The 15,108-nt window shown below is 67.5% G+C and carries 16 protein-coding genes; 11 read left to right on the top strand and 5 right to left on the bottom strand.

What is annotated here, in order from left to right:
* Positions 1 to 69: 69 nt before the first annotated feature.
* From pssA to WS57_RS30190, 5 genes are all read right to left on the bottom strand, one after another.
* Entirely contained in the window at positions 70 to 942 is an 873-nt protein-coding gene (pssA, locus tag WS57_RS30170) for a CDP-diacylglycerol--serine O-phosphatidyltransferase (RefSeq protein ID WP_009688216.1), read from the bottom strand.
* Positions 943 to 957: 15 nt separating this feature from the next.
* Positions 958 to 1,602: a phosphatidylserine decarboxylase gene (locus WS57_RS30175; RefSeq protein WP_031401923.1), complete on the bottom strand. Its 645-nt coding sequence runs from the start codon at positions 1,600 to 1,602 to the stop codon at positions 958 to 960.
* Between the two features lie 138 nt (positions 1,603 to 1,740).
* Positions 1,741 to 2,757 (bottom strand): ketol-acid reductoisomerase, encoded by a 1,017-nt coding sequence (ilvC, locus tag WS57_RS30180; protein WP_006478252.1) that lies wholly within the window; start codon positions 2,755 to 2,757, stop codon positions 1,741 to 1,743.
* A 94-nt stretch (positions 2,758 to 2,851) separates the two neighbouring features.
* On the bottom strand, positions 2,852 to 3,343 hold the full coding sequence (ilvN, locus tag WS57_RS30185) for an acetolactate synthase small subunit (protein ID WP_006398781.1): 492 nt from the start codon (positions 3,341 to 3,343) through the stop codon (positions 2,852 to 2,854).
* A 111-nt stretch (positions 3,344 to 3,454) separates the two neighbouring features.
* On the bottom strand, positions 3,455 to 5,218 hold the full coding sequence (locus tag WS57_RS30190) for an acetolactate synthase 3 catalytic subunit (protein WP_009688213.1): 1,764 nt from the start codon (positions 5,216 to 5,218) through the stop codon (positions 3,455 to 3,457).
* 354 nt (positions 5,219 to 5,572) lie between these two features.
* Between WS57_RS30190 and WS57_RS30195 the strand changes: the two genes are divergently transcribed.
* The 11 genes from WS57_RS30195 (at position 5,573) to WS57_RS30245 (ending at position 15,078) form a co-directional block, all read left to right on the top strand.
* Positions 5,573 to 6,136 (top strand): RNA polymerase sigma factor, encoded by a 564-nt coding sequence (locus WS57_RS30195; protein ID WP_009688212.1) that lies wholly within the window; start codon positions 5,573 to 5,575, stop codon positions 6,134 to 6,136.
* Positions 6,133 to 6,561, top strand: a complete 429-nt coding sequence (locus WS57_RS30200) for a DUF3619 family protein (protein ID WP_069245238.1) — start codon at positions 6,133 to 6,135, stop codon at positions 6,559 to 6,561. Before WS57_RS30195 ends, WS57_RS30200 begins: the two co-directional genes overlap by 4 nt.
* 27 nt (positions 6,562 to 6,588) lie before the next feature.
* Positions 6,589 to 7,350 (top strand): DUF3106 domain-containing protein, encoded by a 762-nt coding sequence (locus WS57_RS30205; protein WP_040127861.1) that lies wholly within the window; start codon positions 6,589 to 6,591, stop codon positions 7,348 to 7,350.
* A 6-nt stretch (positions 7,351 to 7,356) separates the two neighbouring features.
* Entirely contained in the window at positions 7,357 to 7,863 is a 507-nt protein-coding gene (locus WS57_RS30210) for an RDD family protein (RefSeq protein WP_196482470.1), read from the top strand.
* Between the two features lie 268 nt (positions 7,864 to 8,131).
* On the top strand, positions 8,132 to 9,070 hold the full coding sequence (locus WS57_RS30215) for a UDP-2,3-diacylglucosamine diphosphatase (protein ID WP_069245239.1): 939 nt from the start codon (positions 8,132 to 8,134) through the stop codon (positions 9,068 to 9,070).
* A 28-nt stretch (positions 9,071 to 9,098) separates the two neighbouring features.
* A complete protein-coding gene (locus WS57_RS30220; RefSeq protein WP_040127863.1) occupies positions 9,099 to 10,133 on the top strand; it encodes a glycosyltransferase family 4 protein in 1,035 nt (344 codons plus the stop codon).
* Positions 10,130 to 10,657 carry a diacylglycerol kinase gene (locus WS57_RS30225; RefSeq protein ID WP_009695433.1) on the top strand — a complete coding sequence of 176 codons (528 nt, stop codon included), beginning with the start codon at positions 10,130 to 10,132 and terminating at the stop codon, positions 10,655 to 10,657. The genes WS57_RS30220 and WS57_RS30225 overlap by 4 nt, the downstream gene beginning before the upstream one ends.
* 200 nt (positions 10,658 to 10,857) lie before the next feature.
* On the top strand, positions 10,858 to 11,595 hold the full coding sequence (locus tag WS57_RS30230) for a TetR/AcrR family transcriptional regulator (protein WP_009695432.1): 738 nt from the start codon (positions 10,858 to 10,860) through the stop codon (positions 11,593 to 11,595).
* Positions 11,592 to 12,173 carry a TIGR00730 family Rossman fold protein gene (locus WS57_RS30235; protein WP_040127865.1) on the top strand — a complete coding sequence of 194 codons (582 nt, stop codon included), beginning with the start codon at positions 11,592 to 11,594 and terminating at the stop codon, positions 12,171 to 12,173. Before WS57_RS30230 ends, WS57_RS30235 begins: the two co-directional genes overlap by 4 nt.
* A 22-nt stretch (positions 12,174 to 12,195) precedes the next feature.
* Positions 12,196 to 12,957: an SDR family oxidoreductase gene (locus WS57_RS30240; protein WP_069245240.1), complete on the top strand. Its 762-nt coding sequence runs from the start codon at positions 12,196 to 12,198 to the stop codon at positions 12,955 to 12,957.
* A gap of 228 nt (positions 12,958 to 13,185) precedes the next feature.
* Positions 13,186 to 15,078: an ArnT family glycosyltransferase gene (locus WS57_RS30245; protein WP_069245503.1), complete on the top strand. Its 1,893-nt coding sequence runs from the start codon at positions 13,186 to 13,188 to the stop codon at positions 15,076 to 15,078.
* The last annotated feature ends 30 nt before the right edge of the window (positions 15,079 to 15,108 follow it).

A 15,108-nucleotide genomic window follows, 5' to 3' on the forward strand; every position in this document is an offset into this window, starting at 1 on the left:
GCGCTGAAAAAGGGACAAATAAAAACGGCGGCCGCGCGGCCGCCGTGTTGCGTGCTGAGATCGCGCGCGTCAGTGATCGCGCTGCGACGAGCGCGCGGGGTTCGCACGCCCGCGCACGGCCATGTAGGCCCAGAACACGTAGCCGGACAGCCCGTACAGCACGAACAGGCAGAACAACATCAGCGGCGGGTCGGACGACACCAGCACGAATGCGACGACGACGAGCAGGATCGCCGCGAACGGCACGCGATGCCGCACGTCGAGCGCCTTGCCGCTGTAGAACGGCGCGTTCGACACCATCGTCACGCCCGCGTAGATGGTCAGCGCGAACGCGACCCACGGCAGCCAGCCGAGCTTCATCGGCACGCGGTTGTCGGTGGCGAGCCAGACGAAGCCCGCGATCAGCGCCGCGGCGGCCGGGCTCGGCAGGCCCTGGAAGAAGCGCTTGTCGACCACGCCGATGTTCGTGTTGAAGCGCGCGAGACGCAGCGCGGCGCCCGAGCAGTAGACGAACGCGGCGAGCCAACCCCAGCGGCCGAGATCCTTCAGCACCCATTCGTACATCACGAGCGCCGGCGCGACGCCGAACGACACCATGTCCGACAGGCTGTCGAACTGCTCGCCGAACGCGCTCTGCGTATGCGTCATGCGCGCGACGCGCCCGTCCATCCCGTCGAGCACCATCGCGACGAAGATCGCGATCGCGGCGATCTCGAAGCGCACGTTCATTGCCTGCACGACCGCGAAGAAGCCGCAGAACAGCGCGGCGGTCGTGAACGCGTTCGGCAGCAGGTAGATGCCGCGCGTGCGCAGGAACCGCTGGCGCGCGGCGCGCCGGCTTTCCAGCGGCGCCGGATCGGGCGCGAGCGCCTTGTTGCGGCGGAACGGGCGCGGCGGCTGGTTGACGCCGTTGCGCGGGCGGCGCGGTTTGAATGCGGCCATCGTGCGCCTCGCCGCTTACTGCTCGAGCTCGGCGAGGATCGTCGACGACGCGTAGACCTTCTCGCCGATCGACACCTTCGCGCGGCTGCCGAGCGGCAGGTACACGTCGACGCGCGAACCGAAGCGGATGAAACCGTAACGCTGGCCGCGCGACAGCGGCTCGCCGGCGCGCACGTAGCAGAGGATCCGGCGCGCGACGAGGCCGGCGATCTGCACGGCGGTGACGGTCTTGCCGCTCGCCGTCTGGATCACGACCGCGTTGCGCTCGTTCTCGGTCGACGCCTTGTCGATCGCCGCGTTCAGGAACGCGCCCGGGAAGTACTCGACCTTGGTGATCGCACCGTCGACCGGCGAACGCTGCGAGTGGACGTTGAAGACATTCATGAACACGCTGATCTTCAGCGCTTCGCGGTTCGCGTACGGATCCTGCGCGGTCTCGACCGCGACGATCCGGCCGTCCGCCGGGCACAGGACCGCGTTCGGCTGCGCCGGGATCGGGCGCTGCGGGTCGCGGAAGAACTGGACGACGAAGACGAGCAGCAGCCAGAACGGCCACGCGAAGCCGAAGCCCCCGACCGCGTGGATCAACAACGCGATGACGGCTGCGATCGCGATGAACGGCCAGCCTTCGCGCGCGATGATCGGATGAGGATAGTTCATGGATTCGTTCTGTGTTCGGTGAATTGCAAAGCCCGTAGGATAGCAAAAGCCGCCCGGGGCACTGCTGCCTTCGGGCGGCTTTTTGATACCGACCCTCCACTCGAAGGGCCGGAACAGCACGTTTTGCTTGCGGCGTGCTTAGTTCTTCGTCTGGTCGACGAGCTTGTTCTTCGCGATCCACGGCATCATCGCGCGCAGCTTCGCGCCGACCTGCTCGATCTGGTGCTCGGCCGTCAGGCGGCGGCGCGACTGCAGCGTCGGCGCACCTGCCTTGTTCTCGAGAATGAAGCTCTTCGCGTACTCGCCCGTCTGGATGTCGGTCAGGCACTGCTTCATCGCCTTCTTCGTCTCTTCGGTGACGACGCGCGGGCCCGTCACGTACTCGCCGTACTCGGCGTTGTTCGAGATCGAGTAGTTCATGTTGGCGATGCCGCCTTCGTAGATCAGGTCCACGATCAGCTTCAGTTCGTGCAGGCACTCGAAGTACGCCATTTCCGGCGCGTAGCCCGCTTCGACCAGCGTCTCGAAGCCAGCCTTGATCAGCTCGACGGTACCGCCGCACAGCACGGCCTGCTCGCCGAACAGGTCGGTTTCAGTCTCTTCACGGAAGTTCGTCTCGATGATGCCGGCACGGCCGCCGCCGTTGGCCGCCGCGTACGACAGCGCGATGTCGCGCGCCGCGCCCGACTTGTTCTGCGCAACCGCGATCAGGTGCGGCACGCCGCCGCCCTGCGAGTACGTGCCGCGCACGGTGTGGCCCGGTGCCTTCGGCGCGATCATGATCACGTCGAGGTCGGCGCGCGGGATCACCTGGCCGTAGTGGACGTTGAAGCCGTGCGCGAATGCCAGCGCCGCGCCCTGCTTGATGTTCGCGTGCACTTCCTTCGCGTACACGTCGGCGATCTGCTCGTCCGGCAGCAGCATCATCACGACGTCGGCGCCCTTCACGGCTTCCGCGACTTCCTTGACCGACAGGCCGGCGTTCTCGGCCTTGCTCCACGACGCGCCGCCCTTGCGCAGGCCGACCGTCACGTTGACGCCGCTGTCCTTCAGGTTCAGCGCGTGTGCATGGCCTTGCGAGCCGTAGCCGATGATCGTGACTTGCTTGCCCTTGATGAGGGAGAGGTCGGCGTCTTTGTCGTAGAAAACGTTCATGATGGTTCCTTCGCTAATTCAAAAATTCAACAATTCGTTCGATTGGAGTACTGCGGGCCGGGACATGACGGCGCACCCGGCGTGCCTTTCGGCATCACACCTTCAGGATGCGCTCGCCGCGTCCGATGCCGGAGCTGCCGGTGCGCACGGTCTCGAGGATCGCGCCCGCGTCCAGCCCCTGGATGAATGCGTCGAGCTTGTCGCTCGCGCCCGTCAATTCGATCGTGTAGGTCTTCTCGGTCACGTCGATGATGCGGCCGCGGAAAATGTCCGACATCCGCTTCATCTCTTCGCGCTCCTTGCCCACTGCACGGACCTTGATCAGCATCAGCTCGCGTTCGATGTGTGCACCGTCGGTCAGGTCCACCACTTTCACCACCTCGATCAGGCGGTTCAGATGCTTCGTGATCTGTTCGATCACGTCGTCGGAGCCAATGGATACGATGGTGAGCCGCGACAGCGATTGGTCTTCGGTCGGCGCCACCGTCAAGGTTTCAATGTTGTAGCCGCGTGCGGAGAACAGACCGACCACGCGCGACAGCGCGCCCGGTTCGTTTTCCAGCAGGACGGAAATGATGTGTCTCATGTTCGCTTCTTCCAGAATGTGTCCGTGTCGATTCACTCGCGCCGCGCGCCGCCGCGTGCCGCACCGCCCTTCGTGAAGGCGGCCGCAACGGCCGGCGCGCGCGTCGCGCCGTTACAGATCTTCCGATCCGAGCAGCATCTCGGTGATGCCCTTGCCGGCCTGGACCATCGGCCAGACGTTTTCGGTCGGATCGGTCTGGAAGTCGAGAAACACGGTGCGGTCCTTCAGGCGCAGCGCTTCCTTCAGCGCCGGCTCCACATCCGAAGTCTTTTCGATCCGCATGCCGACATGGCCGTACGCTTCGGCGAGCTTCACGAAATCGGGCAGCGCATCCATGTACGAATGCGAATAGCGCTTGCTGTATTCGATCTGCTGCCACTGGCGAACCATGCCGAGGTAGCGGTTGTTCAGCGAAATGATCTTCACGGGCGTGTCGTACTGCAGGCAGGTCGACAACTCCTGGATGCACATCTGGATCGAGCCTTCGCCCGTGATGCACAGCACGTCGTCGTCCGGGTGCGCCATCTTGACGCCCATCGCCGCCGGCAGGCCGAAGCCCATCGTGCCGAGGCCGCCGGAGTTGATCCAGCGACGCGGCTTGTTGAATCGGTAGAACTGCGCGGCCCACATCTGGTGCTGGCCGACGTCCGAGCACACGAACGCGTTGCCGTCCGTCAGCTCCCACGCCTTCTCGACCACGTACTGCGGCTTGATGATCTCGCTGTCGCGGTCGTACTTCAGGCAGTCCTTCGCGCGCCAGCTCTCGATGTCCTTCCACCATTGCGCGAGCGCTTCGGTGTCGGGGCCGTGCTCGGCCGTCTGCAGCTGTTCGATCAGTTCCTTCAGCACTTCCTTCACGTCGCCGACGATCGGGATGTCGACCTTCACGCGCTTCGAGATCGACGACGGATCGATGTCGATGTGGATGATCTTGCGCGGGCGCGACGCGAAGTGCGCCGGGTCGCCGATCACGCGGTCGTCGAAGCGCGCGCCGATCGCGATCAGCACGTCGCAGTGCTGCATCGCCATGTTCGCTTCGTAGGTGCCGTGCATGCCAAGCATGCCGAGGAACTTCTTGTCCGACGCGCGATAGCCGCCCAGGCCCATCAGCGTGTTGGTGACCGGGTAGCCGAGCAGGTCCGCGAACTGGTTCAGCTCGCGCGACGCGTCGGCGAGGATGATGCCGCCGCCGGTGTAGATGTACGGGCGCTTGGCCGACAGCAGCAGCGACACGGCCTTGCGGATCTGGCCCGAATGGCCCTTCGTGACGGGGTTGTACGAACGCAGCGACACGCTCTTGACGGGCTCGTACTGGCACGGCGTCTTCGAGACGTCTTTCGGGATGTCGATCAGCACCGGGCCCGGACGGCCGGTGCGGGCGATGTAGAACGCCTTCTTGACGGTTTCCGCGAGGTCGCGCACGTCCTTCACGAGGAAGTTGTGCTTCACGCACGGACGCGTGATGCCGACGGTGTCGCACTCCTGGAACGCGTCCTGGCCGATCGCGGCAGTCGGCACCTGGCCGCTGATCACGACCATCGGGATCGAATCCATGTAGGCCGTGGCGATCCCGGTCACCGCGTTGGTGACACCGGGGCCCGACGTCACGAGACAGACGCCGACCTTGCCGGTGGAACGCGCATACGCATCGGCTGCGTGCACGGCCGCCTGTTCGTGGCGCACCAGCACGTGCTGAATCTTGTCCTGCTTGTACAGCTCGTCGTAGATGTAGAGAACCGAGCCGCCGGGATAGCCCCAGATGAATTCGACGTTTTCGTCGGCCAGTGCCTTCATGAGCACGGTGCCGCCGATGGAGTCGCTATCGGGAGGGGAAAGGGGTTCCGACGTGGAGAATTCCGCGCTGGGCATGTTCATTTTGACCTTTCGAATTTTCGGCAAAAAATTGATCGGGTGCTCTCTGCCGGGCTTGTGGCTCGGGTTCAAGCGGCGCGTCCAGTTGAAGGGCGGGCTTCTTGGGCCAGCCTCAAATGAGACCATCACTTCATGTTGCGAATCGCCGACGATAGCCGCTCGCGCAGGCGCCGTCAAGCAAAATATCCCGCAGCGCATCATGGCCGGCGTCCGGCGCCCCGCCCGCGCGGCTCGCGCGCAACGCGCGGGACCGGTACCGGTGCCAAGCGGCCCGAAAATTTGTTAGCATCCGCGGGTTTTACGAAATTTTTCGACCTTTCACACCACGCCGCAGTCCGCAGCGCATACCTTCACGGAATGGCATCAGACAAGGAACTCGCCGACTTTCTGGCGGGCGTCGAAAGGCGCGCGTTCAAGCAGGCTGCGTACGCCGTGCGTGACGACGATGCGTCGCTCGACATCGTGCAGGACGCGATGATCAAGCTAGCGGAGAAATACGGCGACCGGCCGGCGGCCGAGCTGCCGCTGCTGTTCCAGCGGATCCTGCAGAATGCGATCCACGACTGGTTCCGCCGCCAGAAAGTCCGCAATACATGGGTGACGCTGTTCTCGTCGCTCAACAGCACCGACGACGAGGACTTCGACCCGCTCGAAACGCTCGAGGCCGCGGACGACAACCCGGGCGTCGAGAGCAGCGAGCACCGTCTCGAACGGGAACAGGTTCTGGCCCTGATCGACGAAGAAATCCAGAAACTTCCGGCGCGTCAACGGGAAGCGTTCCTGATGCGTTACTGGGAAGATATGGATGTTGCCGAGACTGCCGCCGCAATGGGGTGCTCCGAAGGCAGTGTCAAGACACATTGCTCGCGAGCCACCCATACCCTGGCACACGCGCTCAAGGCCAAAGGAATCACGCTATGAGCTCCGCTCCCGCAAACCGAGAACACGAATTCGCGCTGAAGGTGCGCCGCGCGCTCGACGAGCGCACGGCCGCGCTGCCAGCCGCCACCACCGACCGGCTGGCCGCCGCGCGCCGGGCCGCGCTCGCGCGCAAGAAACCTGAAGCCGCGACGGCGCCGGTGTTCGTGCCCGCGTTCGCCGGCGCGGCGGGCGCATACGGCCCGACGCACAGCCCGGCCCGCCCGCGCGCCTCGTTCGCGCGCCGCCTGCTGCGCGCGTGGCCGCTCGCCCTGCTGCTCGCGGGGCTGGTCGGCATCGCGTACTGGGAAGACATGCAGCGCACCGCCGAACTCGCCGACATCGACGCGGCGATGCTCAGCGACGACCTGCCGCTCAACGCGTATCTCGACCACGGGTTCAACGCGTATCTTTCGCACGCTCGCTAACAAACCAATAACGAGGGGATCGCACGGGTGAGTCAAAAGCGCGGCCTGGCCGTATTTTTCGGATGCGTGATCGCGGTCGCCGTCGCCTACGTCGCCACGTACCCGCGATTCCACCCGCCTGCCGAGACGGTCGCCGTCGCGACCAGCAGCGCAGTCGCGCCCGCCTCGACCGCGGCCGCGCTGAGCGCCGACCTCGCCCCGCTGCCCCTTCCGCTGCCCGCCGCCACCGGCCCGCTGTCGTGGTCGCGCCTCACGCCCGCGCAGCATGCGGCGCTCGCGCCGTTCGCCGACCAGTGGGACGGCTTCAGCGACGCACGCAAACGCAAATGGCTGAAGATCGCGTCGCGTTTCCAGAAGATGACGCCTGATGCGCAAAAGCGCCTGCAGGAACGGATGACCGAATGGGCGCGGATGACGCCCGAGCAGCGCCGCGTCGCCCGCGAGAACTACCAGAGCGCGAAGGAGCTGTCCGCGCAGGCGCGCGAGCGCGCGTGGAAGGCCTACCAGCAACTCCCCGAAGAGCAGAAGGAACGGCTCGCGGCGGCCGAGCGCCGGCGCCGGCCGAGCGTCGTCAGCGCGCCGCCGACCGGCGCCGACCGCGACGTGCGCCGCCTCGTCAACGCCCACGAGCATCCGGCCAGCGGCGCGGCCGTCGCACCTCCGCCGGCATCGACCGGTGCGGCGGCGCCGCCCGCCGTCGCGTCGTCCACGGCGGGCGCGGCGTCCATGCCCGCCACCGTGACGCCGGTGTCGCCCGCCGACGCGCCGTCGCTGTTCAAGGGTTCCTGAGCGGCCGTGGCGAGCGCGCCCCAGGCCCCGGCCGCCGTCGCCGCGCCGTCGATCCGGCGGCGTCTCGCGGCGCTCCTCTACGAAGGCGTGCTGCTGTTCGGCGTCGTGTTCTTCGCCGGGCTCGCGTTCGGTCTCGCGACGCAGCAGCGCAACGGCCTCGTCCACCACAACCTCCTCGCCGCCTGGATCGCGCTCGTGGTCGGCGCGTATTTCGTGTGGTTCTGGACGCACGGCGGCCAGACGCTGCCGATGAAGACCTGGCGGCTGCGGCTCGAAGCGTCGAGCGGGCGGCCGCTGAGCGCCGCCCATGCGCTCGTTCGCTACGTACTCGGCTGGCTGTGGTTCCTGCCGCCGCTCGCGCTGCATCCGCTGCTCGGCCTGTCGGTGCCCGCCACGCTCGCGCTCGCCGCCGCGTGGATCGTCGTCTGGGCCGGCGCCGCGCGGCTGCACGCCGACCGCCAGTTCCCGCACGACCGGCTCGCGCGCACGCGCGTGGTCGCGGTCCCGCGCTGACGCGCCGCGCGCCCGGCCGCCCGATGGCGCGGTCGACTCACCATTGATCGGACAAAAACGCCGCGCGATGCCGGCCGCGCGTGCCGCAGCGCCCATCGCCGGACCTAAACACACGCGCCCGAACCGTCGGTGCGGCAGCTGACACAACAACGCATGATTCACTGCTAAACATCGTTCGACGGTCGTAATAAGAACGTCTCGTGACTGTCACGGCACAGTCACGCCCGCATGGCGCAATGCCGGTAATGTCAACCGGCGCGAGTCATGCATGTGCCAGAAAACGTCCGCGACCTCCCTGTTCCGTCACCCCCTCGGCGCCCGCGCCGCCACCGCCTTCCTGTCCGGCTCGGCTGCCACCGATGCACTCGCGCCGCAAGAACCGCCTGCCGAGCACGTCACGCGACACGACGAGCACGAGCCGTCCACCCATCGCTACCGCACCATCTGGCTGTCCGACATCCACCTCGGCTCGAGCGGCTGCCAGGCGCCGTACCTGCTCGACTTCCTGCGCCACAACGACTCGGAATACCTGTACCTGGTCGGCGACATCATCGACGGCTGGCAGTTGAAGAAGGGCTGGTACTGGCCGCAGGCGCACAACGACGTCGTGCAGAAGATCCTGCGCAAGGCGCGCAAGGGCACGCAGGTCGTCTACATCCCCGGCAACCACGACGAGGGCGCGCGGCAGTTCTGCGACCTCGCGTTCGGCGACATCCAGGTGCGCGGCGAGGCGTTCCACACGACGCTGGCCGGCAAACGTTTGTGGATCGTGCACGGCGACCTGTTCGACGGCGTGATCCAGCACGCGAAATGGCTCGCGTATCTCGGCGACACGCTGTACACGCTGATCCTCGTGCTGAACCGCTGGTTCAACCGGATCCGCAGCCGGCTCGGCTTCCAGTACTGGTCGCTGTCGCAGTACCTGAAGCACCAGGTGAAGAACGCGGTCAACTTCATCTCGCAGTTCGAGACCGTGATGACCGACGAGGCGCGTCGCCGCGGCTGCGACGGCGTCGTGTGCGGTCACATCCACAAGGCCGAGATCCGCGACATCGACGGCGTGCTGTACTGCAACGACGGCGACTGGGTCGAAAGCCTGTCCGCGCTGGTCGAAACGATGGAAGGCGAACTGAAAGTCGTCTACTGGACGGTGATGCGCACCGCACCGTCCGCACCCGCGGCGCGCAAGACCCGGGCAACCGCCTGACACCCCTCACTACAGGACACATGCCGCGATGAAGATCATGATCGTCACCGATGCGTGGGAACCGCAGGTCAACGGCGTCGTGCGTACGCTGAAGAGCACGTCGCGCGAACTCGCCGCGCTCGGCCATCGCGTCGAACTGCTGACCCCGCTCGAATTCCGCACGGTGCCCTGCCCGACCTACCCCGAAATCCGCCTGTCGATCCTGCCGTACCGCAAGCTGCGCGCGCGGATCGACGCGTTCGGGCCCGATGCGCTGCACATCGCGACCGAAGGCCCGCTCGGCCTGGCCGCGCGCCGCTATGCGCGCACCCGCAAGCTGCCGTTTACGACCGCGTATCACACCCGCTTTCCCGAATACGTGCAGGCACGCTTCGGGATCCCGCTGGCCGCGACCTACCGCTTCCTGCACTGGTTCCACGGCCCGTCGCGCGCGGTGATGGCGCCGACGCCGGTCGTCAAGGCGGACCTCGAAAAGTACGGATTCACGAACGTCGTGCTGTGGACGCGCGGCGTCGATCTCGAGATCTTCCGGCCGATGGAGTCGAAGGTGCTCAACACCGTGCGGCCGATCTTCCTGTACGTGGGCCGCGTGGCGATCGAGAAGAACGTCGAGGCGTTCCTGCGCCTCGACCTGCCCGGCTCGAAATGGGTCGCGGGCGAAGGCCCGGCGCTCGCCGAACTGAAGTCGCGCTATCCGGAAGCGAATTATCTCGGCGTGCTGTCACAGGCCGAGCTCGCGAAGGTGTATGCTGCGGCCGACGTGTTCGTGTTCCCGAGTCGCACCGACACGTTCGGCCTCGTGCTGCTCGAGGCGCTCGCCTGCGGCACGCCGGTCGCCGCGTATCCGGTCACCGGCCCGATCGACGTGCTCGCCGGCGGCAACGCCGGCGCGATGAACGAGGATCTGCAGGAAGCCTGTCTCGAGGCGCTGAAGATCGAGCGCTCGACCGCGCGGGAATGGGCGGAGCGCTTCTCGTGGCGCGCGGCCTCCGAACAGTTCGCATCGCATCTGCAGCCGCTGCCGAAAAACGCGTACTCGCCTGCCGAAGGTGCCGCCGTTTGAAACGAGACCTGAACGACAAGACCCCGCTCCCCGCCGCGTCGCCGCGGCCGTTCGACGAGGAAGACGCGCATGCCGATGCGGACGGGCATGCGCACGAACCGCTCGGCCCCGACGATCCGCTGTCGCCGCTGCCGCCGAACCCGTACAAGCGCCACCGCGGCATCACGCGCGCGTGGTACGCGCTCAAGCATTCGCTGAACGGCTTTCGCGTCGCGATCCGCGAAGAGAGCGCGTTCCGGCAGGAGCTGACGCTCGCCGCGCTGATGCTGCCGATCGGCGCGTTCGCGCCGGTGCCGGCCGCATCGCGCGCGCTGCTGATCGCCTCGGTGCTGCTGGTGCTGATCGTCGAACTGCTGAACTCGAGCGTCGAGGCCGCAATCGACCGCATCTCGCTCGAACGCCACGAGCTGTCCAAGCGCGCGAAGGACTTCGGCAGCGCGGCCGTCACCGTCGCGCTGTTCGCCTGCGTGACGACCTGGGGCTTCGTGCTCGGGCCCGTCGTCACGCGCTGGCTCGGCTTCTAGCGCGGCTTCCGGTTCGCTTCGCGGCGCCCGCCTGCGGCGCTGCACCATGGTGCCGGCGCGGCCTTCGGCACGAAATGCGCCCGATGCGACGAAACCCCGGTTTATAATCGTCCGCTAGACTTAAGAACAGCAACCCGCGCCGGACGAATCTCGCAGCATCTGCAGCGCACGCCAGTCCGGCGCACACAGGGCCGGACGACATGGAAGCGAAACCTCCCCGCCGCACCCGCGAACGGATTCTCGAGTTGTCGTTGAAACTCTTCAACGAGATCGGCGAGCCGAACGTCACGACCACGACCATCGCCGAGGAAATGGAAATCAGTCCAGGCAACCTGTACTACCATTTCCGCAACAAGGACGACATCATCAACAGCATCTTCGCGCAGTTCGAGCAGCAGATCGAACGGCGGCTGCGCTTCCCCGAAGATCATCGTCCGACGATCGACGAAACCTGGTCGTACCTGCAGTACATGGCCGATTTCATGTGGACCTACCGGTTCCTGTATCGCGACCTGAACGACCTGCTCGCGCGCAACCGCACGCTCGAGACGCACTTCAAGCAGATCATCAGCCACAAGGTGCGCTTCGCGCGCGAGATGTGCGAACTGCTCGTGTCCGATGCCGAGATGGTCGCGACGCCGGCCGAAATCGAGGTCATCGCGACCAACATGGCCGTGATCTCGACGTACTGGCTGTCGTATCAGTACGTGATGCACCCGCGCAAGTACAACGACCAGGACGCGATCCGCGAAGAACTGCACCAGGTCAGCATGCACGTGATCTCGGTGATGGCGCCGTACCTGCGCGGCCGTTCGCGCCAGCTGTTCGACGATCTCGTGTCCGGCAAGCTGCCCAAGCGCCAGTTCGCCGACTACCTGCCGCCGCGCGACGGCTCGCCGCGCACGGCCTCCCCCGCCACCAAGGATACGAAGCAATGAAGGCCGTTTGCGTCTACTGCGGGTCCGCGCCCGGTGCGCGCCCCGTCTACACCGATGCTGCGCGCGCGTTCGGGCGCGCACTCGTCGACGCGGGTCTCACGCTCGTCTACGGCGGCGGCCGCGTGGGCCTGATGGGCGTGATCGCCGACGAAGTGATGGCCGTCGGCGGCCGCGCGGTCGGCGTGATTCCCGAACTGCTGGTCGACAAGGAAGTCGGCCATACGGGGCTGTCGGAACTGCACGTCGTGCCCGACATGCACCACCGCAAGAAGATGATGGCCGACCTCGCCGATGCGTTCGTCGCGATGCCTGGCGGCGCCGGCACGCTCGAGGAATTCTTCGAGGTCTACACGTGGGCGCAGCTCGGCTATCACCGCAAGCCCGTCGCGCTGTACAACATCGATTCGTTCTACGACCCGCTGATCGCGTTGCTGCGCCACACGGTCGACGAGGGCTTCATGCGCCCGACCTATTTCGACGCGCTCTGCATCGACGCCGAGCCGGTCGCGCTGATCGACCGGCTGCGCAATTACCAGCCGCCCGCCCGCGACAAGTGGGCCTCCGACGCAGCGAAGTGAACCCGACCGGGAACCGCAAGCGATGAACGCATCGTCCGCCCGCAAGGCCGTCCTCATCACCGGCGCGAGCCGCGGCATCGGCCGCGCGACCGCCGTGCTGGCGGCCGCGCGCGGCTGGGACGTCGGCATCAACTACGCGCGCGACGCGGCGGCGGCCGAGTCGGCCGCGCAGGCCGTGCGCGACGCGGGCGGCCGTGCGTGCGTCGTGGCCGGCGACGTCGCGAACGAGGCCGACGTCATCGCGATGTTCGACACGGTCGCGGCCGCGTTCGGCCGTCTCGATGCGCTCGTCAACAATGCGGGCATCGTCGCGCCGTCGCTGCCGCTCGCCGACATGCCGGCCGACCGGCTGCGGCGGATGTTCGACACCAACGTGCTCGGCGCCTACCTGTGTGCGCGCGAAGCGGCACGGCGGCTGTCCACCGACCGCGGCGGCCAGGGCGGCGCGATCGTCAACGTGTCGTCGATCGCCGCGCGGCTCGGCTCGCCGAACGAATACGTCGACTATGCGGGCTCGAAAGGCGCGGTCGATTCGCTGACGATCGGCCTCGCGAAGGAACTCGGCCCGCACGGCGTGCGCGTCAACGCGGTGCGCCCGGGCCTGATCGAAACCGACATTCACGCGAGCGGCGGCCAGCCGGGCCGCGCCGCCCGGCTCGGCGCGCAGACGCCGCTCGGCCGCGCCGGCGAAGCGCAGGAGATCGCCGAGGCGGTCCTGTGGCTGCTGAGCGACGCCGCGTCGTACACGACGGGCGCCCTGCTCGACGTCGGCGGCGGCCGCTGAACGACCGTCCGGCGCGGAACTCCGGCCGCGCGCGGCGCCTCCTGTCGTCCCGACACCACAAATCTCCACAATTCCGCGACAGTTTCAGTAAACATCCGTAACAGTTTCATGGTCTACTAGCGGCCAATTCGATAGTCGGTCTTGCCGCCTGTCCACTGCCGCCGATGCGGCCCTTTATCGGTCCGGCCCATGCCGCCGAACCGGCACGATCAACCCGAGATCTTTTCCATGCCTGGAACCGCAGCGCCCAGCCGGCGACGCACGTCCGTGCCCGCCCCGGCCCCGCACGCCCGCTCGAGCGCCGATGCCGAACTTGCCGCCGCCCCGCGCGAGGCCGGCGCCTCCGTGATGAGCGGCGGCGCCGCGACGACGGCGTCGCGCGGCCGTGTCGCGCTGCTCGGCTGGCGGGCCTGGCTGCTGGTCGCCGTGCTGTTCTGCGCGTATGCGCTGCCGGGCGTGCTCGGCCACGACCCGTGGAAGCAGGACGAAACCTATACGTTCGGCATCATCCAGCACATGCTGGAAACGGGCGACTTCGTCGTGCCGACCAACGCCGGCCAGCCGTTCATGGAAAAGCCACCGCTCTACGCATGGGTCGCCACCAGCCTCGCATGGCTGCTGCAGCGCGTGATGCCGCTGCACGACGCGGCGCGGCTCGCGAGCGCGCTGTTCGCGATGCTCGCGTTCGGCTTCGTCGCGCGCGCGGCGCGCGCCGCGAGCCGCGCGGACAGCTGGTTCGACCTGCGCGTGATCGGGCCGGTCGTGCTGAGCGCGAGCACGCTGGTCGTCATCAAGCACGTCCACGACATGATGACCGACGTCGCGCTGTTCGCCGGCACGGCGATGGGGTTCTGCGGGCTGCTCGAACTCGTGATGCATCATGTCGCGCGCGCACGGCAGCTGCGGCACGGGCTGCCGGTGCGGCCGTCGAACCGCTGGGCCGCGCCGCTGTTCGGCGCGGGCGTCGGCATCGCACTGATGGCCAAGGGACTGTTCGTGCCGCTCGTGTTCGCGGCCACGCTCACGGCCGTGCCCGTGCTCTATCCGGCCTGCCGTACCCGCGCGTTCGCGCGTGCGCTCGGCGTCGCCGCGCTCGTGTTCGCGCCGTTCGCACTGATCTGGCCGACCGCGCTATTCATGCGCTCCGAAACGCTGTTCCTCGCGTGGTTCTGGGACAACAACGTCGGCCGCTTCTTCGGCTTCTCGGTGCCCGAACTCGGTGCGGAAAACGACAAGCCGTTCTTCATCCTGCGCGCGTTCGTCGGCGTCGGCTTCCCCGTAGCACCGCTCGCGATCGTCGCGCTCGCCCGCGGCGCATGGCGCGACTGGCGCACGCCGCGCATCGCGCTGCCGGTGCTGTTCGCCGGCATCGGCCTCGCGGTGCTGCAAGTGTCCGCCACCTCGCGCCAGCTCTACATCCTGCCGTTCTTCGCGCCGCTCGCGCTGGTCGCCGCCCAGGCCATCGACCGCCTGCCGCACGGGCTGCATCGCGCCTGGGACTACCTGAGCCGCGCGCTGTTCGGCGCGGTGGTCGTGCTGGCCTGGGCGATCTGGTCGGTGATGGCGGACCCGACGATGTCGCGTGCGCATCTCGCGCCGCTCGGCCGCTGGCTGCCGCTCGACTGGACGATGCCGATCGAGCCGGGCCTCGTGCTCGGCGCGCTCGCGCTGACGCTCGGCTGGCTGTGGCTGCTGCCGAAGCTGCGCACGACCGGTCGCTGGCGCGGCGCGCTGTCGTGGGGTGCGGGCGCGCTCGTCGCGTGGGGGCTCGTCTATACGCTGCTGCTGCCGTGGCTCGACGTCGCGAAGAGCTACCGGTCGGTGTTCGACGACCTGAACGCGCATCTCGCGCTCGAATGGAACGACGGCGACTGCATGGCGAGCCTGCACGGGCTCGGCGAATCGGAAGCGCCGATGCTGTACTACTTCTCGGGCATCCAGCACCTGCCGATCGACGACGCGAAATCGACCCGCTGCACGTGGATGATCGTCCAGGGTGTGCGGGCCGTCGATCCGGCGCCCGGCAACGAATGGAAGCTGTTCTGGTCGGGCGCGCGGCCCGGCGACAACGACGAGCTGCTGCGCGTCTACGTGCGGACGCCGGAGCAGCACGCGCCGTGACGCGAGGCGGTGTGGCGCGTCGGCGCTGCC

Origin of the sequence: Burkholderia pseudomultivorans, assembly GCF_001718415.1 — a bacterium.
In the GTDB taxonomy this organism is placed as follows: Bacteria; Pseudomonadota; Gammaproteobacteria; order Burkholderiales; family Burkholderiaceae; genus Burkholderia; species Burkholderia pseudomultivorans_A.